The sequence below is a fragment of the Burkholderia metallica genome (assembly GCF_001718555.1).
Lineage (GTDB): Bacteria > Pseudomonadota > Gammaproteobacteria > Burkholderiales > Burkholderiaceae > Burkholderia > Burkholderia metallica.
The window spans coordinates 418,423-443,156 of the sequence record NZ_CP013401.1 but is presented as its reverse complement, the minus strand read 5'-3'; the positions used below and the strand labels follow the sequence as shown (position 1 = coordinate 443,156).

General features: G+C 62.5%; 19 protein-coding genes and 3 pseudogenes. 3 read left to right on the top strand and 19 right to left on the bottom strand.

Annotated features, from left to right (window positions below; translation table 11 throughout):
• Positions 1-71 precede the first annotated feature (71 nt).
• The 14 genes from WJ16_RS02010 to WJ16_RS01950 form a co-directional block, all read right to left on the bottom strand.
• Complete coding sequence (locus WJ16_RS02010; RefSeq protein WP_069255612.1) at positions 72-935, bottom strand: DUF3304 domain-containing protein; 864 nt, start codon at positions 933-935, stop codon at positions 72-74.
• Between the two features lie 204 nt (positions 936-1,139).
• Positions 1,140-1,970, bottom strand: coding sequence for a hypothetical protein (locus tag WJ16_RS32710; protein WP_076605855.1), 831 nt, complete (start codon positions 1,968-1,970; stop codon positions 1,140-1,142).
• Between the two features lie 43 nt (positions 1,971-2,013).
• Entirely contained in the window at positions 2,014-2,760 is a 747-nt protein-coding gene (locus WJ16_RS34600) for a hypothetical protein (protein WP_157126709.1), read from the bottom strand.
• A 1-nt stretch (position 2,761) separates the two neighbouring features.
• Entirely contained in the window at positions 2,762-4,195 is a 1,434-nt protein-coding gene (locus WJ16_RS34595) for a hypothetical protein (protein ID WP_157126708.1), read from the bottom strand.
• Position 4,196: 1 nt separating this feature from the next.
• Entirely contained in the window at positions 4,197-6,875 is a 2,679-nt protein-coding gene (locus WJ16_RS01995) for a type VI secretion system Vgr family protein (protein WP_069255609.1), read from the bottom strand.
• 122 nt (positions 6,876-6,997) lie between these two features.
• Complete coding sequence (tssA, locus tag WJ16_RS01990; protein WP_069255608.1) at positions 6,998-8,119, bottom strand: type VI secretion system protein TssA; 1,122 nt, start codon at positions 8,117-8,119, stop codon at positions 6,998-7,000.
• 42 nt (positions 8,120-8,161) lie between these two features.
• Entirely contained in the window at positions 8,162-10,831 is a 2,670-nt protein-coding gene (gene tssH / locus WJ16_RS01985) for a type VI secretion system ATPase TssH (protein ID WP_069255607.1), read from the bottom strand.
• Between the two features lie 44 nt (positions 10,832-10,875).
• Positions 10,876-11,976, bottom strand: a complete 1,101-nt coding sequence (gene tssG, locus WJ16_RS01980; protein ID WP_069255606.1) for a type VI secretion system baseplate subunit TssG — start codon at positions 11,974-11,976, stop codon at positions 10,876-10,878.
• Positions 11,940-13,775 (bottom strand): type VI secretion system baseplate subunit TssF, encoded by a 1,836-nt coding sequence (gene tssF / locus WJ16_RS01975; RefSeq protein ID WP_069255605.1) that lies wholly within the window; start codon positions 13,773-13,775, stop codon positions 11,940-11,942. Before tssF ends, tssG begins: the two co-directional genes overlap by 37 nt.
• A 77-nt stretch (positions 13,776-13,852) precedes the next feature.
• A complete protein-coding gene (tssE, locus tag WJ16_RS01970; protein WP_021161818.1) occupies positions 13,853-14,338 on the bottom strand; it encodes a type VI secretion system baseplate subunit TssE in 486 nt (161 codons plus the stop codon).
• Between the two features lie 63 nt (positions 14,339-14,401).
• Positions 14,402-14,905 carry an Hcp family type VI secretion system effector gene (locus WJ16_RS01965; protein ID WP_006477093.1) on the bottom strand — a complete coding sequence of 168 codons (504 nt, stop codon included), beginning with the start codon at positions 14,903-14,905 and terminating at the stop codon, positions 14,402-14,404.
• Between the two features lie 70 nt (positions 14,906-14,975).
• On the bottom strand, positions 14,976-16,466 hold the full coding sequence (gene tssC / locus WJ16_RS01960; RefSeq protein ID WP_059499710.1) for a type VI secretion system contractile sheath large subunit: 1,491 nt from the start codon (positions 16,464-16,466) through the stop codon (positions 14,976-14,978).
• 15 nt (positions 16,467-16,481) lie between these two features.
• Positions 16,482-16,997, bottom strand: coding sequence for a type VI secretion system contractile sheath small subunit (tssB, locus tag WJ16_RS01955; protein ID WP_006484395.1), 516 nt, complete (start codon positions 16,995-16,997; stop codon positions 16,482-16,484).
• Between the two features lie 44 nt (positions 16,998-17,041).
• On the bottom strand, positions 17,042-17,671 hold the full coding sequence (locus WJ16_RS01950; RefSeq protein ID WP_069255604.1) for a tetratricopeptide repeat protein: 630 nt from the start codon (positions 17,669-17,671) through the stop codon (positions 17,042-17,044).
• 371 nt (positions 17,672-18,042) lie between these two features.
• Here WJ16_RS01950 and tssJ point away from each other — a divergent pair, with 371 nt between their 5' ends.
• The 3 genes from tssJ (at position 18,043) to icmH (ending at position 20,882) form a co-directional block, all read left to right on the top strand.
• Positions 18,043-18,654, top strand: coding sequence for a type VI secretion system lipoprotein TssJ (tssJ, locus tag WJ16_RS01945; protein WP_069255603.1), 612 nt, complete (start codon positions 18,043-18,045; stop codon positions 18,652-18,654).
• Positions 18,655-18,756: 102 nt separating this feature from the next.
• Positions 18,757-20,103 (top strand): type VI secretion system baseplate subunit TssK, encoded by a 1,347-nt coding sequence (tssK, locus tag WJ16_RS01940; protein ID WP_069255602.1) that lies wholly within the window; start codon positions 18,757-18,759, stop codon positions 20,101-20,103.
• Complete coding sequence (gene icmH / locus WJ16_RS01935; RefSeq protein ID WP_069255601.1) at positions 20,100-20,882, top strand: type IVB secretion system protein IcmH/DotU; 783 nt, start codon at positions 20,100-20,102, stop codon at positions 20,880-20,882. The genes tssK and icmH overlap by 4 nt, the downstream gene beginning before the upstream one ends.
• An 81-nt stretch (positions 20,883-20,963) precedes the next feature.
• Here icmH and WJ16_RS01930 read toward each other — a convergent pair whose 3' ends face one another.
• The 5 genes and pseudogenes from WJ16_RS01930 to WJ16_RS32700 form a co-directional block, all read right to left on the bottom strand.
• Positions 20,964-21,281, bottom strand: coding sequence for a DUF7716 domain-containing protein (locus WJ16_RS01930; protein ID WP_069255600.1), 318 nt, complete (start codon positions 21,279-21,281; stop codon positions 20,964-20,966).
• 287 nt (positions 21,282-21,568) lie between these two features.
• Positions 21,569-21,913 (bottom strand): hypothetical protein, encoded by a 345-nt coding sequence (locus WJ16_RS34590; RefSeq protein WP_157126707.1) that lies wholly within the window; start codon positions 21,911-21,913, stop codon positions 21,569-21,571.
• 192 nt (positions 21,914-22,105) lie between these two features.
• Positions 22,106-23,248, bottom strand: a pseudogene (locus WJ16_RS01925) (RHS repeat-associated core domain-containing protein); the annotation flags it as partial.
• A pseudogene (locus WJ16_RS01920) lies at positions 23,241-23,838 on the bottom strand (transposase); the annotation flags it as partial. The pseudogenes WJ16_RS01925 and WJ16_RS01920, both read right to left, overlap by 8 nt.
• Before the next feature lie 287 nt (positions 23,839-24,125).
• Positions 24,126-24,605: pseudogene (locus WJ16_RS32700) on the bottom strand (RHS repeat-associated core domain-containing protein); the annotation flags it as partial.
• Positions 24,606-24,734: the final 129 nt, after the last annotated feature.

Sequence of the window (24,734 nt, the reverse complement as noted above, 5' to 3'; positions counted from 1 at the left end):
TGCGCCGCACATCCGTTCGTCGTCGCGCATCCATCTCGCGCCAACGTCCACGTTTCATCCACCCTGCTCATCTACATCGCAAATCGCGTCGGAGACGTACCCACACGCAGCGCATCCTCTGCACGCGGCGATGGCAACAATCCATCCGGAATGGCCGGGACAGTCACCGGCTCGAAGTTATCGCTTGTCAGCCCCAACAGCACGCTCTTCGGTAGAGACTGCATCGACTTCGCGAACGTACCCGGCTTGCCGCCAGCCGCCTGCAAGACGCGCTGAATCTCGGGATGCGTATCGAACCGGCTGTTCACGAGCAAGTCGTAATACGCGTATTGCTCGAGATCATTCGGGTCGGTCAGTCGGTATTTCAGCCATGCTGCCGCAACCGCGCGCGCGATTCGCCGATGCGATTGCCCGTCCGTGTCGTCGAATTTCTTGGCCAGTTGCTCCTGATAGTGCGCCGCCATCCATCGGGAAACATCCACGACCGGAATGCGCGATTCGTCCAGCAGTTGGCCGGGGAATTGAAACTCGACGTGACGATCCGGATAGAAATGAACTTCGAGAATCCGGTTGCCGACTTTCTCGGGAACAGCCGACGACGGCATCACGACCTTGGTCTCGACTTGCTGCGCATGCGAGTCGTCCATCGTCCATCGATCTGCGTCGTAGTACTTCCACTTGACCGTAAATTCGGTGCCCTTGAGCGTGTAGCAACACGCGACGCTGCCGCCACCTGCGCCCGGCGGATCGTCTCCGCCACCGCTTGCCTGGTTGCCGTATGCGTCGATAATGGTGAAACCGTTCATGTTGTACGGCAGATAGTTCCGGCCCATGACCGAAATCCCGCTGTAGGTCGGTTCCGACTTGCCGCACGCGCTCAAACTCGCGGCCACCGCAAGCAGGCCCACCGCCCACCCGGACCTACGCCACGTCACTATGCGCCTCCAGCAACGCGCGCTCGTGCGCGTCGCGAATCGCATCCCAGGTCGCATCGTCGATCGAAGCCAGCGCCGCATCGACGCTCGTCCGGCGCATCGCCCACCGGCATCACGCCTTCGATCGCCGGCGCATCGTTGCGCCACACGATTTCCTCCAGCCGCCGATCGCGATAGCAGACCTCGGTTTCAGGCGATCGACGTTCATGAGCCAAGAATGACCCTCTTCCCTGTTTTCCGCTCCAGCCTGATAGCGAGATAAATATGAAAATAAGCAAATCTCACAAAGAACTTCGTCAGGAGCCAGCAAGTAATAGGAAGACCTATCGCCGACAAGATAATAAACATCCCATGCGGCCCACCACTCCCTTCAAAAATCCGGGCTGACAGCATGGAATACCCGATAAGAATCGGACCGACCACCGAAACCAGCCAATATGGGACTGCGATCGATTTTCCTGGCCCGTCCAGTTTTCCAACAATGGAATCAGACTCGTCCGGATACACAATACAATCGCCTTCGCCCCTGAAGAGCTGCCCAAGCAATCCAAGCCGATCATTTTCCCGAGCAAAAGCGGCCCACGACAACCAGGCCCAGGTTGCAGCAACCGCAAGACACATCAAAAGTGCGATCGCACGAATTGCAATTGGCATCGGTGCAAAACAAAAATAAAACAACCAGTATGACCCGAGCAGCATCCACGTCGGGATAAACCCAACACACACTGCAACCCCCGCCCAAATCAATCGCCTGGATCGCCGATTCAGAAAGTAATGCGCATACAAAAACAGCGGACACCCGATCTCCAGCACCAAGGCAATGATCCAGGGCAACCTAGACGACCAAAATCCGTTGAATGCATGCCAATATATAATTATCGGAATTAATCCAATAACCAAACCGATTTTGGCGGCCAACGGATGATCGTCAATCCGGGTTCTGCGGCGTTTCTCTGCATCGTCAGGACTATGTACCGAAACAGGTTCCACGGCTTCGCCCCGAGCGAAAGCATTTTCCACGAATTCTCCCGGCATTGCGGGGTATCCGGCAACGATGCGACGTGCCGTACCCCACCCCTCATTCGTCCACCAAGATGACCGACTTCCCGTGGAGCCGCTCCAGTTTGAGCGGCAAGCGAATTAGCAGCAAGTACACTTTTACGATGATGCCCATGAGAAGCTGAGAGCAGGGGCACAAGATCAATGCCACGAACAGAAGCAAATCCTGCGAGGACGGAAAGGGCGTCACGATCCTGGCGACCAAAAAGACGCCCGGGGCAGCCAGCAACACAAGTCCCAGACCAATCCGCTTAACCAGGCCACGGGTCTCCATATATGCACCTACCTGTTGCATTCCCGATAGCCGGTACTCAATCTCGCCGCCCACGTCCTTGAATGCCTGCGAAATGAATTCCGGTTTATCGAGAGCCGCGGACACCTGACGGCCAATTAGAGCCATCCACAGCAAAGTTCCAAATATCGCAACAATAATGCAAACAAGACGAATTATTGACGACATCGAGGTAGACGCAAAATAAAAAACCCACGAAATGCCTGCAACAAAAAAATACGCGGAACACAACACAATGCTACTAAACACCCCATACAGGACCAATCGCCCTCGCCCATTATCCGCGCGCCACGCAACGATTTGCCCAACAACAGAAATCAGAACCCATGCAATAGACCAGTGAAATGGTACTTGATCCCCGGAAAAAATCGGCAATCCAAGGATGTAGGCACACCCAATCAAAAATAAACCAAACCCCAGATTTACCTTGAAAAGTGCGTCAAATCGACCCGACAACTCTCGCTCTTCCATCATCTCAATATGTCACAATCATTGGGTAGCCATTATAATCCTTCGGATAATTCTCCTCCAGATACTTCGCCGCCTTCCGAACAAACTTGGCCGCCTTCTGAGTATAGGAATAGTGATTATCGGCAACACCAAGGACATAAAAGAAAAATGCAGACACGCCAACCACGATAACTGCAACCGCGCCTACAAGCCAGCCACCTATCACAACGCCCACCGCAGTGAGTGCGGTCGTAATCAGATAATAGGCAACCGCACCAAGTATGGATGCGACCCCTGCGGCAACAATATCAATCCCAACCTTGGCAACGAGATCAGCCAAACCTCTCCCTCGATGTCCGTTTGCGTCTACTTGTTCATAATCGTGATACCACTCAGCCACATCCAGCCCAATTGTCAACACGAAAGCAATGCCCCCGGCCCCTTTGAATGCTCCCTTCCAGGCCTGCGCCGACGCACTTGCAGTTTCTGCGATACCCTCGACCGCTCCGGCCGTGATTGCCATTATTTTTGTGCTTTTTAATTTATAGGAGGTCTCCGTTATCATTTTCCTCAACGCACTATTTCCCTTGAACGCCAAATAATACTTGATCCCGAGTTTCGGATGCCTCACGGACATGAATACGAATTTCCTATTAAACAACTCACGCAAATCCGACCAATTATCCTTCGCATAAGCCAACCCCCCGGCAAATTGACTGATGATCCAATTTCGCGTCATGACCTTTTCTTTCTCATCAATTTTAAGTGCCGTCGGCGGCCCTCCCTCCTGAGCCAATCGCCAAACTTCCGCTGGCGCCCGTTCAAGCGTCACCTCAAAGATGTGGACAATCAGGCTTTCGTCGACATTCTGCTGAGCCAACGACCCAGAGGGAGGAAACAAAAACTCCGGCGCCACTTCTCCATATTTGAAATTCAAAGGTGTCAACTGCCCCCACCAGGCATTGCCCGGCAGGTTTCCGTCAGTATTACGACAGACCAACGGAGCAGGGTTGGCAAATACATTATTGATGCCAGATGGTGCGCGCGGACCATCTAAACTTGCGCCATGAAATCCGCCAATAGCGATGATTATCGGCTCCGGCTTTACCTTCGGATCAGAATTCCCGCCAAGCGTATCGAAATCGATCAGAGAATAACTGTGCACCAATTTTCCATTCGATTTCAGCAGCAGGCTCCCTTTAAAATCACGACTCACCCAAATATGATACCGCTGCCCGTCGTGGAATTGCCCTTTCTGCACACGCTTCTTCACGCCGACGTCATAAAACCAGTCTTTATCGGCCTCAATCGTGTAAGTCGCATCTTTCCTGACATTAATTTCAAATATGACGTCACGATGCTTGCGCAGCAACACCGTAACATCCGATTCGGCCCAGCAACTGATCGGCTCCCCCGGCAAATCAATACAGACATTATGCTGAACAAGTGGCCTGCCCATTTCATTCTCCCGTCCGTTTGACCTGGCTGGCCACGAACTCGTCAAAATCGATGTTCTTCAATTCCGCCCGGCCTTCCGCGTCGAGCGTGACGCTATGTTCGGTCCCGTCCTCGGTCGCGAACTTAATCGGCTCACCGTGCGGCACGTTGCCGTCGGCGTCGACATAGCGAATCCGCATGTCCGCCTTGCGGCCCTCCGTCTTGAACGTCTTGTGCATGCTCGTCGGCCCGCTGAAGGCATGCTGCCCGCCCTTAACGTCGATCTGGCCCGGCGCGTGAATCTCGATATTGCCATCCTTGATCCGGATATATGCTCCGCCCGCCGTCAGCAGGATCTCCTGTTTCGCGACGCCTTCGACCGATGCCGTCGCCGACAACACCTTGATCGCCTTCTGCGCAATCATCTCGACGTTATCGCTGTGGGCCTGTATCTCGACCGCCCCCTTGCCAGCAAAGAGCTTCATCCCCGCGTTCTGCACGAACAGGCTGAGTTTCTCCTTGACGCTCGCCACCAGCGATTTGCCGCTCGCGAGATGCGTGCTTTGACCGCTGACAAGGTTCACATGCCGGTCCGCCGCCACGTGCGCGCTCTGCTGCGACGCCATCCCGATCCCCGACGGGCTCGCAAACAGCATCACCGGCTCCTTGAACGCATTCGCGCTGCCGGTCCCGCCACCCGCGGTCCTGCCGCCCGACGACGCCCCCGCCATGCTGTTCTTCGTGGCATCGGCAAACTGCTTCAACGCATCGTGACCGGGGCCGAGGCTTTCGGCCTGATGCATTTCACTGGCCTGCGACATCGATTCGAGCAGCCCGTCTGCATCCGTGAGTTGCCCCCGCGCTTCGCTCACGTCGAGCGGCTGACTGTTCGCCTGCTTCGAATGCGTCGTGACATACAGCCCCTGCCCGGCCCGCACCGCGCCATACGCATCCGTGCGCAAGTCGAACCCCGAACCGAGATACGCGCCCCGCGTGTTGCCGTTCTGCTCGATCAGGTAGCCGAGATGGAGCAGCGAATTCGCGCTGCTGCTGAACAGGCGCGCGCGGTTCTGGCCCGTCGCATCGTCGAGCACCATTTCGTTGTGACCGCCGCCCGCATACTCCTTCGAGCGAAATCCCGACAGGATGCCGTCGCTATGCCATTGCGGCTTGGCGGCCCCGTTGTAGACGCGATGCATGACGATCGGCCGGTCGCAGTCGCCGCCGATATAACCGATCAGCACTTCTTCGCCGACCCGAGGAATATGGACGGCGCCGTAGCCGCCGCCGGTATCCGACTGCACGACACGCATCCAGCACGACGCGGTTTCGGTGCCTTCGTTCTGCCGGTCCCAGACGAACCTGACCTTGATCCGGTTCAGCTCGTCCGTATACACCTCTTCGCCCTTCGGCCCGACGACGACGGCCGTCTCGAGCTGCATCACGGGCTTCTTGTGCTCGAACGGGCTGCGATACGGCACGCTCGCGCGCTGTGCCTCGACCTCGACGAGATAGAACCCGGCCGAGCCGTCGTCATGTCCGACCTCGAACGCCGCCGCTGCACCGTGTCCGGCCTTGGCCTGCGCGAGCCGCTCCTGCAGGCTGTGCGGGAAGTGCGCCTCGTGGTCCGACAGCGGCAAGTTGTTCTCGATGTAGCGCGTCACGCCGATCGCCGCGAACTCGCGATCGCCCTCCGGATCGCGGTCGTGCTGCGGATGATCCGCCAGCGTGAAACGCCGGCCGGCATCGATTCCGCGCACGCCGCCCACGCCGAAGAAACGCTTCGCGCGCGACTCCCATTCCTCGAGGCGGATCTTCGACAGATGTTCGCCACGATCCTGGCCCGGATACGTATAGGCGCCCGTGTATTCGTAGATTTCCGCCTGATCGGGCAGATCGCCCTGCCCGGCCTTGGTCGGCAGCGTCGTGCCGTTCGGATTGCCCGCGGACGACGGCGACTTGTAGTCGAACGTGCGCGTCGTGTGAAGCGTGCTCTGCAGGGTCCTCAACGCAGTCCATTGCGTAAAGCCGGCCGTTTCCGTGCCCGCTCCCGCATGATCGAAGCCGACGGCCTTCGGTGCCAGCTCGTCGACCGCATGCAGATCGTCGGTAATGACGAGCGTATGCGCTTTGCCGTCGTCGGCGTGCCGCCAGAAGCCGAACAGCCCTTCGTCCTCCATCAGGCGATGCACGAAGTTCCAGTCGGTTTCGCTCTGGCGGCAGTACGAGCGCGACGGCAGCGGCTTCGACAGCGCGAACTGATATCGGCCCTTGGCCTGTGGATGCGCGTCGAACACGTCGGCGAGGATCGCGTCGACGCTCTGATCCTGCCAGTACCGCATGTCGCTGCGGAACTTGAGGAAGTGCATCCACGATGCAAAGGTGAGCTGGTAGCTCGACAGGCTGCCGTCCGCGCCGAGCCTGCGCGCCGTGTGGACATAGCCGTTGATCGGGCGATACGACCGGTCCGCCTGCTGGATCCACAGCGTCATCGGCTGCGCGATCAGCGTCTTGAGTTCGACGTCGCTCGCGGTGGACACGAGATCGAGCGTCACGCTGAAATCGCGACCCAGTTCTGAACGGGTCACGGCCCGGCGCGGGACGAGCGCGTTGTTCGGCAACGACGGGATGTCCGTCTTCAGCAGGCGGTCCTGCTGAATCAAGCCACCGCGAATCGCCTGCGCCAGTTCGGTCACGTTCATGCGTCACCCATCTTCTTGTTGGCCGCGAACCCGCCGGGGCCCGCGCTCTCAGGAAAAAGCCGTTCTCTCACTGCACGACGGAGCCCAGGCACGCGTCACGCGCGTCGCCGCGGCATCGTCGCTCACGACTGCTCGTCGGGCCTCACCCCCAGCAGCTCGCGGATATGCGACAGCGAGCCGTCGTCCTTCACGACGCTCTCGAGCCACTTGTGCAGCGGCATGTCGGCCCATTCGGCGGCCTTGTCGGCGAGATACGCGACCGGGCTGTGCGGCTCGGTCTGGCGGAAGTAACGCGCGACCGCGCGCAACTGGTCGACGGCCTGCGCACGGTTCTGGATGCCGGCGATCATCTGCGGCACCGGGGCGCGCGGAACGGGCTGCGGCTGCACATAAGTCTCCTCGGTCTGAATCGGGTTGCCGAACACCGGCTCGATGCGCTCGGGCTGCGCCTGCGGCGCCGACTGCGCGTGCGGCGCGCTGCCCGTATACCCCTGCTCGCGCGCAAAGCGCTCGGCGAGCCGGTAAACGGTCTCGAACGCGTCGCGCGCCTGCCGGAAGCTCGGTGCCGAATCGCCCGCGCGTTCGACGAGCCGTTCCTCGAATGCATCGAGCGCGAATTCGAACGCCTTCAGGTTCGCGAGCAACGTCGTGTAGAACGCGATCGACGTCACGCGCCGCGACGAATCGATCTGCTCGATCGACGGCTTGCCGCGCGCGATATCGTCCGCGTGTTCGGGGTCGCGTTTGATCGATTGCGCGACGTGCTGCGCGACTTCCCAGTCGAGCGTGCTGAACGCGTTCGACGCGCCGTCCGTCATCGGCACCGCGCGCAGCAGCTCGGCCGTGCGGCCGGACAGCCACGCGACGTTGCCGAGCCGGTGCTCGGTGTCGTCGTCCTCGGGCAGCGGGTGCACGGTGTCCCAGAAGTCGCGGCACAGGCCCTCGAGCAGCGCATAGCCTTCGGTGAGGCCGGTGATGCCGTCCTCGAGCGCGAGCGCCTCGGTCAGCCATACGGCGAGCCGCAGGTCCTTCGTGCGCGTGCGCAGCAGTTCGCCCGCATGGTCGACGACGAAGCCCCAGTCGGCCTCCTTGATCTCGGTCACCCATTCGCCCTGGTCGAGCGTCGGATCGTCGTAGCGCCGCGCGTCCTGGATCGCGTCGAATTCGTTCGAGAACAGCAGGTCGTCGCCGCTGGGCGACGCGTCGCTGATCGGCGTCAGCAGCTCGGGGAGATTGATCGGCATGGTTCGGTCAGTTCATCCAATGCGTGTGTTGCACGGCCGTGCTCATTCGACGGTGTACGCGAATTCGCCGGCCTCGTCCGCGCGCACCGCGATGCGCGCGATGGCCGCGCCGTCGGCGATCCGGCCGAGCACGTGGCCCGCGATCTCCGGCAGCAGCGTGCCGTTGAGGATATGGTCGACGTTGCGGGCGCCCGAATCGACTTCGGTGCAGCGCGCGAGCACCGCCTCGACGAGCGACTCGTCCCATTCGAACGCGGCCTTGTGGTTCGTCTCGATGCGCCGGCGGATGCGTTCGAGCTTCAGCTCGATGATCTCGGCCAGCACGTCGTCGGAAATCGGGTAGTACGGCACGACCTTCATCCGCCCGAGGAACGCGGGCTTGAACGTCTTGTACAGCTGCGGACGCAGCGTCTCGGCGAGCGCGTCCGGATCGGGCAGCTCCTCGGCCGGCTTGTTCAGGCACGCCTGCATCACCGCGGCGGAACCGACGTTCGACGTCAGGATGATCAGCGTGTTGCGGAAGTCGATTTCGCGCCCTTCCGCGTCGTCCATCGCGCCCTTGTCGAACACCTGGAAGAACATCTCGAGCACGTCCGGGTGCGCCTTCTCGACCTCGTCGAGCAGCACCACCGAATACGGATTGCGGCGCACGGCTTCCGTCAGCACGCCGCCTTCGCCGTAGCCGACGTAGCCCGGCGGCGAACCCTTCAGGCCCGACACGCTGTGCGCCTCCTGGTACTCGCTCATGTTGATCGTGACCATCTTGCGCTCGCCGCCGTACAGGATGTCGGCCAGCGCGAGCGCGGTCTCGGTCTTGCCGACGCCCGACGGCCCGACGAACATGAACACGCCGCGCGGCTTGTTCGGATCCTCGAGGTTCGCGGTCGCCGTGCGCACGCGCTGCGCGATCGCGTCGAGCGCGTGGTCCTGGCCGATCACGCGCGCGGCGAGCAGCGGCTGCAGGTTCAGCACGGTGTCGATCTCGTCCTTCACCATCCGGCCGAGCGGAATGCCCGTCCACGCGGCGACGATCTCGGCCACCACGTGGCCGTCGACCTGCAGCGGCACCATCGGCTCGCCGCCCTGCAGCGCGTGCAGCGCCGCCACGCGTTCGGCCAGTTGCTCGCGCGTGGCCTGCACGTCGACCGGCTGGCCGTCTTCCGACGGGCCCCGTGCGTTGTCGAGCGCTTCGCGCAAGGCGGTGATCTCGGCGACGATCGCGCGCTCGGACTCGTAGCGCGCTTCATCCTTCGCGAGCTGTTCAAGCGCCGTGTCGCGCGCGCCGCGCAGTTCGCCGAGCCGCTCGTCGTGCGATGCGCCGCCGGCCGCTTCGCGCTCCAGCGACGCGATTTCCGCGTCGATCCGCTCGATGCGCTTCTTCGTGTCGTCGATCGCCGCCGGCGTCGCGCTGTGCGCGAGCGCGACCTTCGCGCACGCGGTGTCGAGCACGCTGATCGCCTTGTCCGGCAGCTGACGGCCGCTGATGTAGCGATGCGACAGGCGCACGGCCTCGGTGATCGCGTCGTCGAGAATGCGCACGTTGAAGTGCTTCTCCATCAGGCCCGACATCCCGCGCAGCATCGCGGCCGCGAGCGGCTCGCTCGGCTCCTCGACCTTCACGACCTGGAAGCGCCGCGCGAGCGCCGCATCCTTCTCGAAGTATTTCTTGTATTCGCTCCACGTCGTCGCGGCGATCGTGCGTAGCTCGCCGCGCGCGAGCGCCGGCTTCAGCAGGTTCGCCGCGTCGTTCTGGCCGGCCTGGCCGCCCGCGCCGATGATCGTGTGCGCCTCGTCGATGAACAGAATGATCGGATGCGCGCTCTTCTTCACCTCGTCGATCACGCTCTTCAGGCGGTTCTCGAACTCGCCCTTCACGCTCGCGCCGGCCTGCAGCAGCCCCATGTCGAGCACGTGTAGCGCGACGCCACGCAGCGGCGGCGGCACGTCGTCGGCCGCGATCCGCAGCGCGAGACCCTCGACCACCGCCGTTTTGCCGACGCCGGCCTCGCCGGTCATGATCGGGTTGTTCTGGCGGCGGCGCATCAGGATGTCGATCGCCTGGCGGATCTCGGCTTCGCGGCCGATCACCGGGTCGATCTTGCCGTCGCGCGCGCGCTGCGTGAGGTTGGTCGTGTACGTGTCGAGCGCCGGCGTCTTCGACGGGCCGGCCGCGGGCGCGCCGCCGTCGGCGGCCTGCGCGACATCGCTGCCGTCTTCGTCCGCCTGGCGCGGCTCGGCCTCGCTCGACCCGGCCATGATCTCGTCGAACTTGTGCTTCAGGTCCGTCACGTTCATTTCCGCGAACCGCGACGACATCCGCTGCGCGAACTGCGCGAGATCGGGCGCGGTCAGCAGCGCGAGCAGCAGGTGCCCCGAGCGAATGCGGCCGAGCTGCGAGTCGAGGGATGCGATCAGCCACGCCTGTTCGAACAGCGCGATCAGATGCACGGAGAACACCGGCGTGCGCGTGTTGCCCGTCTTCAGGCGCGTGAGTTCGCGCTCGAGATCCGCGCGCAGCGCATGCGGATCGACGCGGCTCGCGCGCAGTGCGAGCGGCAGGTCGCCCGTCGCTTCGTCGAGCAGCGCGAGGAACAGGTGCTCCAGATCGACCTCGTAGTGGCCGCGCGCCAGGCACGCGCTTGCCGCGCGCTCGGTCGCGTGCCGGCACAGCGGGTTCAGTTTCGTGATCAGGGTCTTCAGAGGCGTGCTCATGGCGTCGATCTCAGGTTCGATTGCGTGTTTGTTGTCGTTCGGAATCAGTGAATCACATGCAGTTCGTAGCGAGCGTCCGAGCGATCCTCGTGCGCATCCCGCGTACACAGGAACGCGTCCCAGCCGAGCCGCGAGCCCGCGCCGAGCACGCTCGCGCCAACCTCGGTGCGCTTGAGCACGAGCTTCACCTCGTATTCGAGCGTAACGCCGGCGAGCAGCGTCAGCATCCGCTCGAGCGCGATCGCGTGCGCACCGCCGGGCAGGAACGCCTCGTAGTCGCGCTTGGACAGCGGCCCGACGACGATCCGCGCGCGCATGTCGCGCTGCCACACGCGTTCGCCGACGAGCGCGGTCGCGCCGAGCACCGCGTTGACTTCGCCGAGCACGCTCAGCTGGTCGGGCGGCACGTCGTACCACTTGCCGACGAACTGGTCGATCTTCACCGGGACGCGGAAATAGTCGGACAGCGTGCGCTGCAGGTACGCGGCCGACATCGGCCGGTGCCGCGCGGCGAGCGCATAACCGGCAATCGCCTCGTCGAGCACGCCGCCCGCGCCGGCCGCGAGGCTGTCGCGCACCTCGTCGCTCGGCACGCCCGCGATCGCGAGCAACAGCGGCAGGTAGCGCTCGTCGCGGTCGAGCTCGTAATGGAACGGCAGCCGGTATTTCTTCCACGCCGCATAGAACAGCGCGGTCGCGCGGTTCGAGAACACGTCGAAGAACGCGCGTGCCGCATGGTCGCGCTTCAGGTGCTCGCGCGCGACAATCTGCTCGGTGTAATGCAGCGGCAGCGCGCCCTGGCCGCCGAGCAGCCCGAAGAACGCGGGCGTCAGCTCGACGTGGCCGAGCTCGCCGGCCGCGAGCGCGGCGCCGCGCGCATCGCCCGTGTCGAGCTGCGTGCCGTCGTCGTCGAACGAGCGCGCGCCTTCGATCTCGCTCGGCGGAAAGCCGAGCGACAGCGTGTTGCGGAATGCGATGTGCCGCGCGACGACGTCGCCCTGCCGCCACGCGCCGGGCGCATCCGACGCCTGCCGCGCGAACAGCCCTTCGAGCACGCGCACGGCCTGGAAGAACTCGAAGCGGTGCGGCTCGTCGAGCAGCGCGTCGACTACGCCAGGATCGATTCGCCGGTCCGGGGCTTGCATCGGATGATCTCCTCGCCGGTGCGCTTCGACACGACGACTAGTTGAACGAAACTGTTGAGGTGCACGTACAGCCCGAAGAAGCTGTCGAGCACGCGCACGAACGACGCGAGGCTCGCGCCGACGAAGTGCTCCTCGTCGATCGTCAGCCGGATCTCGATGCCGCGCACGAAGGTCGCGAACGGCTTGCCGGGCAGCCACTGCACGGCGCCGCGCTGCTCGACGCCGACGAGGCCGTCGATCTGGCGCATCGACACGGCGGTGCGCCGCAGGTCGTACAGCGTCAGCATTTCCTTCAGCGGCGCCAGACCGTGCGCGACCAGCGACACGTGATTGAGCGCGAGGTGCGACACGAGCCGCCAGTGCGCGGCGCGGCCGCGCTCGAAACGCACGCTCTGCGTCGGGCGTCGCAGCAGCGAAATGCCGCTCGTCTGCGCGCCGCCTTCCTGGAACAGATCGCCGCCTTCGAGGCCGAACGCGAGCATCGACGGCAGGTCGCGGTTCGTGCAGGTGAGGTCGAGGCTCAGCGTGTCGGTTTGCGGCGAGGTCGGCTCGAAGTCGATGTCGACGATCGAGATCTCGGTTTCATAGCCGGGGCTCTTCTGCGCGACCCAGTCGTTGCGGCGCGCGAACCAGTAATGGCCGATCCGCGCGGATTCGCCGTGATGCAGCGAATAGAACGGCCGGAACTCGATCACCGATTCCTCGTGCGCCTGCTGCCGGACGAGCTTCACCGAGTCGATCGAGTACACCTCGTACGCGAACGCGCGCCGCGCCTCGGCGATCACCGGGTAGGACACCGCGCGGTGCGTGATGCGGATCGGCTCGCCGTGCTGCCGGAACAGGTTGACGATCGGCGTGCAGAACAGCCGGAAATGGCTCGCCGCCAGCAGTTCGAGCAGCCGCGCGACGTGCGAATCGCTGCGCACGTCCTGCAGCACGAGGTGCAGCGTCGCGCGCTGGCAGCGACCGGACGCGCGCGCGATCGCCGCGATGTCGAAATCGACGAAATCGAACTTGTCGGGGAACGCGAAGTATTCGGTGAGCAGGCGATACGCGGGATGCGACTTGGCCGGGTAGTCGATCAGCGCGTCGTCCTCGTCGAAGCCGGCGTGCGCGATCGGCAGCTTGCGCAGCGCGGTCCAGCGGCCGTTGCGTTCAGGCTCGACATACGCACCGAGCACGTTGACGAACAGGCAGTCGGTCAGCGCGGCGACGAACGACTGCTCGCCGTGCAGGTGCGCGCGCAGCGTCGGCAGCTTCAGTGCGCCGAGATCGAGCTGCGCAGCCAGCGATTCGAAAGTGATCGAGATCACGCCCGTCGCGTTCGACGGCAGCACCGTCGCGCTCGGCGCGAGCGCGACCGGCGTGTAGCGCGCTTCCGAGATGCGGATCGGCGCGAGCGTCACGTCGTACGCGGTGCGGAACCGGCACTGCACGCCGCGGATCGGGCGACTCTTCAGCTCCGTGCCGCGATCGATCACGACCGGTTCGGTCTGCTGGCCGGGCGACGCCGGCGTGAACTGCGCGATCGAGCACGACGGGAACGGCCGCAGGTAGTGCGGATACAGCACTTCCAGCAGCGCTTCGGTGAATTCGGGGTAATCGTCGTCGAGCTTTTTGTTGATGCGCGCGCCGAGCAGCGCGAACGACTCGATCATCCGCTCGACGTGCGGATCCTCGCAATGCTCGCCGGACAGCGCGAGCCGCGCCGCGATCTTCGGATAGCGTTCGGCGAAATCTCGCGAATAGCGCCGCAAAAACGATAATTCGCGCTCGTAATACGGCAGCAATTCTTCCATCGACGACCCCGAACCTCAATATTTCCTGCCGGACCCTGATCCACCACCGGGCGGTCCGGCCCGCTCGGCGGCATGATTTACTGCATTCTCGCGGCGCGTGCGCGCGTGACCGAATACTGCAGCGTCGACGGTTGCAGCATCGCGTCGAAGCTCACCGGCTCCTCGGCCGGGTGCACGACGAGCAGCGCCTGGATCGCGAAGTAGAGCGCGTTGGTGGCCTGCTCGTTCAGCTCGAACGTCACCTGCACCTGCTGCAGGCGCGGCTCGTGGCGTGCGATGGCCTGCTGGATCGACTTGCAGATGAACGCGCGGTCGTAGTGGCTCGCGAGGCTCAGCCCCGCGAAATCGTTCAGCCCGTAGGTCAGCACCGACTTCTGGCATTCCGGCAGCGTGGCCAGCTCGTTCTCGGTGTGCGCGATACGGGTGTTGAGGATCGCCTCGACGTCGCGGGCGACCGTGTTCTTGAGCTCGTCCAGCGACAATTGCCGCATCGCTGCCGAGGCTGGCAGGTGCGGTTCGTCGTCGAACAGCTTGTCGAGAAAACTCGGTTCGAATCGTTTCATCGGCCGGTGTGTACAGCGAAAACGGCAACGGGACGCTGGTGCGCCCCGTTGCCGCAACCGACCTTAGACCGCGTAGGTCTTGTCGTTCTTCGTCAGACTCCAGGCGCCTTGCGTGTTGCCGCCCTGGTTGCCGCCGATCTTCTGCTGGGTTTGCTTCCACTGCACGGCTGCGTACTTCAGCGAGAACGTCTCGAGCGGCAGACCTTCTTCGCGAACGCTCGGAGCGATGCTCGAGATGATCACGTACTTGAGCTTGACTTCCAGATACTGCACGCGCTTGCCTTCGCCGTCAGCGCGCGAGAAATGGACCGTCACCTCGTCGAACGTGGTGCCACCCGACGCGTGTTGGTACAGCAGCGGGCTCGACGAATCGATTTCCTTCGTGAAGATCATGTCGCCGTGCTCGCAACGCGTCATCGTGTGACCGCCAGCGGTCGATGCGGTTGCCGAACGCGGTTGAACGATCGAGTGATCCCACGATTTCAGCTCGATCCAGCCCTGGTGGTCCTTGTCCGCGGATTCGCCCTTCACCGCGGGACTACCAAACTGCAAGTGCATATGTAACATGGCCCTTCGACTCCCCAAAGAGGTGGTTTTAACGTCCTACCCAGGCGGCCCGCCCGGGCGATCTACTCGCTTATGAATTTGCCGGTTTGGGCAGATCAGCGACAAGTCGCAGAGAAATCGAGAGTTCGTCGAGCTGAAAGTGCGGGCGCAGGAACGCGACCGAACGATACGAGCCCGGCTTGCCCGGAATCTCCGACACTTGTATGGATGCCTCGCGCAGCGGAAATTGCGCTTTCTGTTCCTGCGAGGCGTTGTCGTCGAGCAGGACGTACTGCGAAATCCACCGGTTGAGGAAAGTCTCCACGTTCTGCGCCGATGCGAAGCTGCCGATCTTGTCGCGCATCATCGCCTTCAAGTAGTGCGCGACGCGCGATACCGAGAAGATGTACTGAAGCTGCGCGGACAGGACGGCGTTCGCATTCGCGCTGTCGGTGCTGTATTTCTTGGGCTTCTGCACCGACTGCGCAGCGAAGAACGCGGCGTAATCTGAGTTCTTGCAATGGACGAGCGGGATGAAGCCGAGATCGCTCAGCTCCTTCTCGCGACGATCGGTGATCGCGATTTCGGTCGGGCATTTCAGCGCGACTTCGCCGTCGTCGGTCTTGAATGTGTGGGTCGGCAGGTCTTCGACCAGGCCGCCGCCTTCGACGCCGCGGATCGCCGCGCACCAGCCGAAGTCGTCGAACGCGGCCGTCAGGCGCGCCGCGAACGCCCACGCGGCGTTGCACCACAGGTACTTGTCGTGGTCGGTGCCGTCGACTTCCTCGACGAAGTTGAAGTTCTCCGCGGTCTGGCCGTCCTTCGGATTGAACGGCAGGCGGCCGAGGAAGCGCGGCAGCGTCAGGCCGACGTAGCGCGAATCTTCGGCGTCGCGGAACGACTTCCACTTCGCATATTCGACCGTGTCGAACACCTTGCCGAGATCGCGCGGCTTGCCGAGGTCGGAGAACGACTCGAGGCCGAGCAGCTCCGGCGACGCCGACGCGATGAACGGCGCGTGCGCGGCCGCCGCGACGTGCGACATCTGCTCGATGAAGTACATGTCTTCCGGCTGGCGCGAGATCTCGTAATCGCCGATCAGCGCACCGAACGGCGATCCGCCGAACGTGCCGAACTCTTCTTCGTAAACCTTCTTGAACAGCGCGCTCTGGTCGAACTCGCTCGCGCCCTTGAAATCGCGCACGAGGTCGCGCTTCGGCGCGTGCAGCGCCTTGATCTTGATCGTCTGGCCGGTGTTGCTTTCCTTGACCAGATAGTCCATCCCGCGCCACGTGCTCTCGAGGCGCTGGAATTCCGGCGCGTGCATCACGGCCGAAAGCTGCGTGGAAATCAGGCGGTCGAGTTCCGCGACGCGCGCGTCGATCGTGGCCGACAGGTTGTCCGACACGATCACCGTGCCGTCGAGCACCTGGTGCACGAGTTCGCCGATCAGGTCCTTCGCACGTGCATGCTCGGAATCGGATTTCGCGACCTTGCTCTTCTCGACGATGTCGTCGAGCAGCGAAGTCCCGGCGGCGTATTCCGCGCCGCTCGCTTGGGCCGCAGCCGTTTGCTGGTTCATCTCAACACTCCGTCGTCATTCGCCGTCTTTGTCGCCGCCCGTGCCCTTCGCGAGCTCCTGCAGCTGCTGCGTGTTCTTCAGCACCTCGGACAGCAGATCCTCGAGCTTGTCGTTGCCGGCGAGCTTGTTGCGCAGGTCGGCGAGCTTCGAGCGCGCTTCGAGCAGGCGGCGCAGCGGCTCGACCTGTTCGACGACTTCGTCCGGACTGAAATCCGACAGCGAACGGAACTTCAGGTCGACCGCGAACTTGCCGCCTTCCGGGCTCAGGCGGTTTTCCACCTGGAACGCGGCACGCGGCTCGATCGCCTTCATCACGTCGTCGAAATTGTCGCGATCGATGTTGACGAATTTGCGGTCGCGCAGCTTCGGCTGCTCGATTTCGGACTGACCCGCCAGATCGCCGACGACCCCGACGACGAACGGCAGCTCCTTCACCTCGATCGCGTCGCCCTTTTCGACCTCGTAGGTCAGCTGGACGCGCGGCGGCCGTATTTTCTGCAAGCTTTTCTGAATGCTTTCTTTCTTGGCCATCTCGACGGCTCCCAGGTTAGTTGTGGTTATCGCGTCAGTTGCGCTCAGTTGCGCAGTGCGCCGAACGGGTCGGCGCCGCCCTTTTGCGGTGTGGCGGGCGGCGTCGGCGTGGTCGTTGCCGCGGCTTCGGCCGCCGCTGCGGCGCCGGCCTTCGGGCGATGCACGACCCGGCGCGGCGGCCGCGGCTTCACGACCTTCTGCTCCGGCGGGAACAGCGCCGATTCACCCAGCGTATCGCGCAGCTGCTTCGCGAGCGCCTGCGCATCGGACTTCGCGTCGCCCGCGAGCGACGAATCCTGGCGCAGCTCGCCGAGCGACTGCGTCGCGATCCGCAGGCCGGCCACGGCCAGCACGCTCTTCGCCTGACGGTCTGTCGCATCGCGCTGCAGTGCTTCCTGTGCAGCAACGATAGCCTGACCGTAGTGATTCTGCGCGAACTGGATTTGCGCGATGCGCGACCACGGCTCCTCGCGCGTCGGATCCGACTTCGCGAGCTGCTGGTACAGGCCAAGCGCCTTGTCCTGGTCCCCTGCCTTCGCAACTGCGTCCGCATCCGCCAGCGACTTGTTGAACACCTCGGCGGTCGGCGGTGCGGGAGGCTGGCTCGCGCAACCGGCGATCACGCCGCAAGCCACTACTACCCCAGACAGTTTTGCGAAGAGACGGTCTTTCATCGTTATATCCACCGGCGCGTGAGTTTTAAATCGTTGAGAATCTGGTTCTTTTGCTTTGCAAGAAGCGCGCGGGTATAGTACCGATCAATTTTTCATAATTCAATCGTCGTGTGAAGAGTAATTCCTTTTAAAACCGGGCGCTACCCCCTCCAATGGCCTCTCGCGGCGGCTTCGCAGCGATTTTTCTTTCGGCCGGAACGGGCAAGTTTTACTGGTTGCACGACGCGCCGGCCGGATGCGGAAAAAATTTCCGGACGCCCGCCACGACGCTGGCGAGCTTAATAGTTGAACAATGCAATGCCGGGGATGCGCAGCGAAGCGGAAATACCCGGCAGATTTGACAGGATAAAAGGCGGCACGCCGGGAATACGATGAGATCGCTGATGATTCGCTACGCGCTGCCGCTGGTTGCCTGCGCGCTTCTGGCCGGATGCGCGGCCGCCCCGCTGCTCGGCTCGGCCGCGAGCGCCGTGATGTCCGCGGCCGGCATCGGCAAGCCCGAGGTGCCCGACGCGCAGAAGCCGCCGCGCAATCTCGGCATCACGCTCGCCGCGGCGCCGAACCTGAATGCCGCCACCGACAACAAGCCGCTCGCGCTCGTCGTGCGCCTCTATGCGCTGAAAGACCCGACGTCGTTCCAGCAGGCGCCGTTCGACGCATTTACCGATCCGGCCAAGGAAAAAGCCGCACTGGGCGCGGATCTGCTGAACGTGCGTGAAATCACGCTGATTCCGGGCCAGCGCTATACGGCCACCGAAAAGGTTTCGCGCGAAGCGCAGGCGTTCGGCATCGTCGCGCTGTTCCGCGATCCCGCACTGCAACGATGGAAACTGACGTTCGATCCGGCAAAGTCGGAGAAATCCGGCATAATCATCGGCCTGCATAATTGCGCGATGACGGTCACCGACGGCACTGTCATTGCACCGCAACAGGGTGCGCCTTCGCAACCGCTGAATATGCTGTCTTCGGTGTCCTGCGGTTAAACATGACGCACGAATGTCAATTAACAAGAGTTAACAATTGGCGATTTAATTCGGGCACGAACAAATCGATTACATCGCAACGCCACATTCACCGGATTTGACATGAGTTATTCGGCCAAGGTGCTGTGGGGGGAAGGGCTGTTCCTCCGGCCTCAACACTTTCAGCGACAGGACGCTTACCACGAAGCGCGCCTGTTCGAATCGATCCAGGCGATCCAGCCGTACAACTGGGGCGTGCGCTCCGTGCGCATCGACCGCGATGCGCTCGGCAGCAACGTGCTGCGGGTTGCCGAGCTCGCGCTCGTGTTCCCGGATGGCGCGCTGTATGCGGCGCCGCAGGCCGACGACCTGCCGCCGCCGATCGCGCTGGATACGCTGCCTGACGGCATCAACGAATTCGTGTTCTATCTCGCGCTGCACCCGTTGCGCGAGAACGGCACCAACTACAGCGACGATCCGGCCGCCGGCTTCATGACGCGTTTCGTCAGCGAGCAGACGAGCGTCGCCGACAACTTCACCGACGCGGCCGAGGCCGACATCACGTTCCTGAAGACGCAGGTCAAGCTGATCGCGCACAGCGAACCGCGCGATCAGCTGCTGTCGGTGCCGCTCGTGCGCGTGCGCCGCACCGCGACGTCCGGTTTCGAGATCGACGACAGCTTCGTGCCGCCCTGCCTCGCGATCGACGCGTCGCCGATCCTGCACCAGCGGCTGCGCCAGCTCGTCGACGCGCTGCAGGCGAAGGTGAACGCGCTGTACGGCTTTCACCGCGAGCCGTCGAAGAACATCATCGAGTTCCGCTCGGGCGACATCGCGTCGTTCTGGCTGCTGCACACCGCGAACGCCGCGTTCGCGACACTCGCGCACCTGCACCAGCATTCGGCGCTGCATCCGGAGCGGCTGTTCCAGGAACTGCTGCGCCTCGCGGGCCAGTTGATGACGTTCTCGAAGGGCTATACGCTCGCCGACCTGCCGGTGTACCGGCACGACGATCCGGGCCCGAGCTTCGCGCGCCTCGACCTGATGCTGCGCGAGCTGCTCGACACCGTGATCTCGACGCGCTACTTCGCGATCACGCTCGACGAGGTGCGCCCGTCGTTCCACCTCGGCCGCCTCGACTCCGGGAAGATCGACGACAAGACCGAGTTCTACCTCGCGGTGTCCGCGGACATGCCGAGCGTCGAGCTCGTCGATGCGGTGCCGGCCCGCTTCAAGGTCGGCGCCCCCGACGACGTCGACAAGCTCGTGCTGTCGGCGATGCCCGGCGTGCGGCTCTCGTACACGCCGCAGGTGCCGCCCGCGATTCCGGTGCGCCCGGGCGCCTGCTATTTCGCGCTCGATTCGCGCAGCCCGCTGTACGAGCGCATGCTGCAGGCCCAGTCCGCGATGATCTATGCGCCGACTGGCATCAATGACCTGAAATTCGAACTGATCGCGGTCACATCATGAGCTACGCGCCTTCCCTGTTCGGCGACAACGCGCCGCCGCCCCTGCATACCCCGGCGTCGACGGATGCCTCGTTCCAGGCCCGTTCGCTGCTCGACCTGCTGTACGACGGGTTCTTCATGCTGTTCCTGCTCAAGAACGGGCGGGAGCCGGAGAGCGCGGGCGAGTTCAGCACGCGGATCCAGGAATTCCTGTCGGACTTCGAGCGCGGCGCGAAGAAGCTGAACATCGCGGCCGAGGATGTGTACGGCGCGAAGTTCGCGTTCTGCGCGGCCGTCGACGAGATGGTGCTGTCGTCACAGTTCAAGATCCGGACCGACTGGGAACGTCGGCCGCTGCAGCTCGTGTTGTTCGGCGAGCAGTTGGCGGGCGAGAAGTTTTTTCAGTATCTCGAGGATTGCCGGGCGCAAGGAGCGGCACGGCTGCAGTCGCTCGAGGTATTTCATATGTGCCTGCTGCTCGGGTTCCGCGGGAAATACCTGCTCGAGGGACCGGAGAAGCTCGCTTATCTGACCGCGCGGCTGGGCGACGAGATCGCGCATATGAAGGGCAAGCGCGCACCGTTCGCGCCGCATTGGCCGCTGCCGGATCAGATCGCGCATCGGTTGAAGCGGGAGGTGCCGGTTTGGGCGATTGGCGCGGTGTTCGCGCTGGTGGCGCTGCTCGGGTATCTCGGGCTCAATACGTATCTGAAGGACAAGACGCTGCAGGCGCTGGCGCCTTATTCGCAGGTGGTCAAGGTCGGGCCGGAGTCGGCTAATTTGACGATTTCGTTGCCTTGAGGGGTGTTGGTTGTTTGGGCAACGCTCGACGAAAAGAGGACCGCGGTCCTCTTTTGTTTGTGGTGCGCTCTCTGCGTGACGTCAGAACAGGATGAACGCATCGTTTTCGACGTAGAACACGAACGCGTCGAACAACTGAGCGAGCGTCGGTTCATCAATCTGGTCGTGCGCGTTGATCACGATGTCCTCGATCGTCGCGCTGTCCAGCGTCACTTGCCAGCCGGGCTGCCGGGCAATGGCGGGGACTGCTTCATCTTCAGCGTCTTTGGTGTCTTCGGAGAATGCACCCTCCGTGTCGAGCGTCCATGGCATCGCTGGTAGGTAGAGCCAACCGGAGAAATCGCCCGGGCGTTCAAGAATGTGTTTCAGCGACACGGCGGTCGCGAGGGTGGTCGACATGGGTATTGCGGTTGTATCGAAGTAAATGCAGCACGACTGCCGCAAGATCGCGGCGGCCGCGCGTGATTATGCCAATTCCACGGCAGCGCGATTGGACAGTTGTCGTCGCAGGTCAATCTGCTGGTTACCGGATGGGGATCGTGATCTGCGAGGCCGACGATGTGCGCGCCGTCTTCGAACGTCCAGGTCACGACCTTCGCAACGAATCCGGCATCCATTTTTTCGGTGCCTGATCGACGTTGCGCGCACTCCATGCAACAGGCCGAATTCCGGCGCATTCAAACCCGCTAAGTCGGTTTCCCGAAATACACGATATCGAATGCTTCGATCCAACCCGAGCATTCATCGGGCAGCGCGTCGCGCCACATCCGGTTCGCGTCGATGCGACTGTCGGACGCGAACAGCACAACGTCTCGCATCGATGCAACGTCGATGGTCAATACGATCAGATTGCCAGCCCGCCCGGTAAATGCAGCGCGCCGGCAGGATCCGGGATCCTCGACATCATCGAAGAACACCACGCCGGACGCAGCGAGGTCAGCCTCTCGGCAATGCATGTATCCCCAGTCCGCGATCCGGACCGGGTGCGCCTGAAACGCAGCGGCAAGTGAATGGTAGTGAACCATTGTCACGATAGGGATTGCCTCGTTCCGCTCATGTCGAATCTCTGACCAGATCGAGGAAACCTTGCGACGCGTACCGCCAGGGCCGAGCCGGTCACGCGGCCCTGTTCATATATTCGTCGAAGCACTGTTCGCAAACAGGGACAAGGCCGCCAAAGACAGAAGCATGTGCTTCTTCGAAATAAGCAACGACGGGCAACAGCATCGTGTGAGCCCCGTGGGATCGGGCCACTGAACAGGATTGGGCGCGTATTGATGGACGTTCAGCCCACCGGCGAGCCCGATCGGGTCCTGGCTGATGAAGCGGCCGCTGTTCGGATCGTAATACCGGTGCCGGTTATAAGCGAGCCCCGACTCCTCATCAACCTGCTGCCCCTGAAACCGCAGCGAATTCCTCGCCACGATCCCCGCCGCCTTCGAGGCCCGGGCAATCACCTCCCGCGCTTCCCCCCAAGCCTTGTACGACGCCTCCCACACCACATCCCCATAGTCGTCCGTGAGAAGCTGCGGCGTGCCGATCTGGTCACAGTGGTAATAGAACAGCTTCGCGCCAGCCCGCCGTTCCGGCACCTTCTGCAGCGGGTCTTCCTCCGGCACATACCGGTCGGTACTCTTCCACTCCGGCGTCTCGATCCCCTCGACCGGCTCGGCCACGTACTGCGCCAGCGGCACGAACGTGCCCGGCTCGTAGATATAGTGCGTGCCCCTCTCCCCATCGCTTTCATACGCCAACGCGTCGCCGTCCCACCCGAACACCGTGCGCTCGCCGTTCACCTCCTTCGCGATCCGGCGGCCGAACGCGTCGTAGAAATACCGCGACTGGCTCTGCCGCGACGCCTCGGCGACCCGCGCCAACCGCAGGCGATTGAATTCGTCCCACTCGTATTCCTGCTCGCCCGCCTGCGTGCGTTTGCGCACCAGGTTCCCGCGCGCGTCGTACTCGAAGTGCATCCCCGCATAGGACTTCAACAGGTTGCCCAGCACCTTCGGCACGTCGACCGGCAGCGTGCTCTCCGCCCTCACCGGGCTCGGCCGCGACGCCGGCACCTCGCTCGCCCGCACCGGATCGACGATGTTGCTCGCCGGATCGAACGCAAACCGCTCCTTCGCGACCGGACTGATCGCCTCGATCAACCGGCCGACCGGATCGTAGCGATAGTCCGTCCCACCCTTGCGGCTGTCCTCGATGCGCGACAACTGCCCCGCCGCGTCGTAGCGATACCGACGCTCGACCAAAGGCGCAGCCGACGTCGACCGCTGAACCGTCTGCTGCAACACGCGCCCCGCCGGATCGTAGGTCGTGCGCTGCCCGACTTCGCTCGACAGCACGCGCACAATAGAACGTGCTACGCGCCAACCCGGCCGCCTTCAGCAGTGCCGCTACCGGATGGTGTTGCCTAAGCTCGCACACTATTGCGCTTTTTCTTTTGCGCTGCCTGCTTCTTGGCCAGCAGCGCATCGAGCTTTTTTAGGTAGGCTACCTCCGCACACAGATACTCGTTTTCCTTGAGCAATTCCTCGCGCGTGCGTTCATCTGGTGTGCCAGGTTCGGTGGGTTTAGGCGGAAGTGAAGTGGCCATCTTTCGGGGGCGCCCTCGTCGGCGAGGGGACAGTGCATCAATACCGCCCTCATGATACAGGCGCTCCCAGCCGGCGACGCAGCCCGCACCGCGAATGTCGAACAAGGCCGATACCTGCCCGTACGACAACTCGTCTCGCCACATGCGCTGCAGTACCGACAGCTTGAACTCGGCGTCGTAGCAAGTGTGCTTCTTGCGCAATCCTGCGCCGCCATGCTCCCGGTAGCTTGCTACCCAGCGCTGGATTACCGTGCGTCCCACGCCGTGCCGGGCCGCCAGCGACTTAGTGCCAATTCCACCGGCAAGATACTCGTCAACGATGCGTTGTCTGAACTGCTCGTTGTACTTCGTCATGTAAAACACCCCAAAAGTCGGATAGGTGTCCAACTTTTGGGGTGCAGTTCAGAGCGGCCCCTTTTCGTCAAACTCTCTTAATTATCTCCAACTCATCCCATAATTGGGACAGTCCGATTGATTTCATATAGGTTCCGTAATCAACGAAGTTGCTAGGGCTGACTTCATCGCTCGACAGCCATGTCGCGTCACACTCTGGGCAGATGTAGATCAAGCGGTCGATCGCTTTGATTCTTGCCTCAACAATCTCATCTTGCTCACACCGTGGGCAGATCATATCTATTCCTTCAATGCACTGGGTATGCCGTAATAACCTCATTGGTTCCAGGGCGAGTAATGATCTTGATGTTTGTCTCTCCTGCAGTACCGATAGCCCTGCCCATCGGAACGACATAAGCACCAGGATCATTAGCCAGAGGCTGCCCACGATTCGCCCAAGCTTCATCCACCAAGTCTAGCGAACCGCCCTTCTTGCACGCACAGAATACGGAGTGAGTTGGCTTGTTTGAATTCGGGGACTCGTGCTCCAAAACATGCTTAATCCGATTCCCTTGCTTAGAACCTTGACCGTAGCTCAAACCGTTCGGTGTACTCCAAGTACCCGCACTCTTGTCATACCCAAGCTTAATCAGCCCAAGCGGATCAATCCACTGCACCGGATTGGGCGCGTATTGATAGACATTGATGCCGCCCACCAGCCCGATCGGGTCTTGCGAGACGAACCGTCCACTACTGGGATCATAGTACCGGTGCCGGTTATAACGCAGTCAGCACTATCGGCGCCATTCAACAATGTCGATTAGGGTCGCGCCGTTCATCTCGAAGAAATCAAGACTGATTGCCCTCTCCATCCCTGGAGAGATGAAAACGAGATCATCAAGTATCGCTTCACCGAA

Bases quoted from the DNA above. Each gene is read 5' to 3' on its own strand.
- WJ16_RS01950 (WP_069255604.1), bottom strand. From the start codon at position 17,671: ATGAAAGACCGTCTCTTCGCAAAACTGTCTGGGGTAGTAGTGGCTTGC.
- WJ16_RS34600 (WP_157126709.1), bottom strand. From the start codon at position 2,760: ATGATGGAAGAGCGAGAGTTGTCGGGTCGATTTGACGCACTTTTCAAG.
- WJ16_RS01965 (WP_006477093.1), bottom strand. From the start codon at position 14,905: ATGTTACATATGCACTTGCAGTTTGGTAGTCCCGCGGTGAAGGGCGAA.
- WJ16_RS34595 (WP_157126708.1), bottom strand. From the start codon at position 4,195: ATGGGCAGGCCACTTGTTCAGCATAATGTCTGTATTGATTTGCCGGGG.
- tssE (WP_021161818.1), bottom strand. From the start codon at position 14,338: ATGAAACGATTCGAACCGAGTTTTCTCGACAAGCTGTTCGACGACGAA.
- tssB (WP_006484395.1), bottom strand. From the start codon at position 16,997: ATGGCCAAGAAAGAAAGCATTCAGAAAAGCTTGCAGAAAATACGGCCG.
- tssH (WP_069255607.1), bottom strand. From the start codon at position 10,831: ATGAGCACGCCTCTGAAGACCCTGATCACGAAACTGAACCCGCTGTGC.
- WJ16_RS32710 (WP_076605855.1), bottom strand. From the start codon at position 1,970: ATGCCGGGAGAATTCGTGGAAAATGCTTTCGCTCGGGGCGAAGCCGTG.
- tssA (WP_069255608.1), bottom strand. From the start codon at position 8,119: ATGCCGATCAATCTCCCCGAGCTGCTGACGCCGATCAGCGACGCGTCG.
- tssF (WP_069255605.1), bottom strand. From the start codon at position 13,775: ATGGAAGAATTGCTGCCGTATTACGAGCGCGAATTATCGTTTTTGCGG.
- tssG (WP_069255606.1), bottom strand. From the start codon at position 11,976: ATGCAAGCCCCGGACCGGCGAATCGATCCTGGCGTAGTCGACGCGCTG.
- tssC (WP_059499710.1), bottom strand. From the start codon at position 16,466: ATGAACCAGCAAACGGCTGCGGCCCAAGCGAGCGGCGCGGAATACGCC.
- WJ16_RS01930 (WP_069255600.1), bottom strand. From the start codon at position 21,281: ATGTCGACCACCCTCGCGACCGCCGTGTCGCTGAAACACATTCTTGAA.
- WJ16_RS01995 (WP_069255609.1), bottom strand. From the start codon at position 6,875: ATGAACGTGACCGAACTGGCGCAGGCGATTCGCGGTGGCTTGATTCAG.
- tssJ (WP_069255603.1), top strand. From the start codon at position 18,043: ATGAGATCGCTGATGATTCGCTACGCGCTGCCGCTGGTTGCCTGCGCG.
- tssK (WP_069255602.1), top strand. From the start codon at position 18,757: ATGAGTTATTCGGCCAAGGTGCTGTGGGGGGAAGGGCTGTTCCTCCGG.
- icmH (WP_069255601.1), top strand. From the start codon at position 20,100: ATGAGCTACGCGCCTTCCCTGTTCGGCGACAACGCGCCGCCGCCCCTG.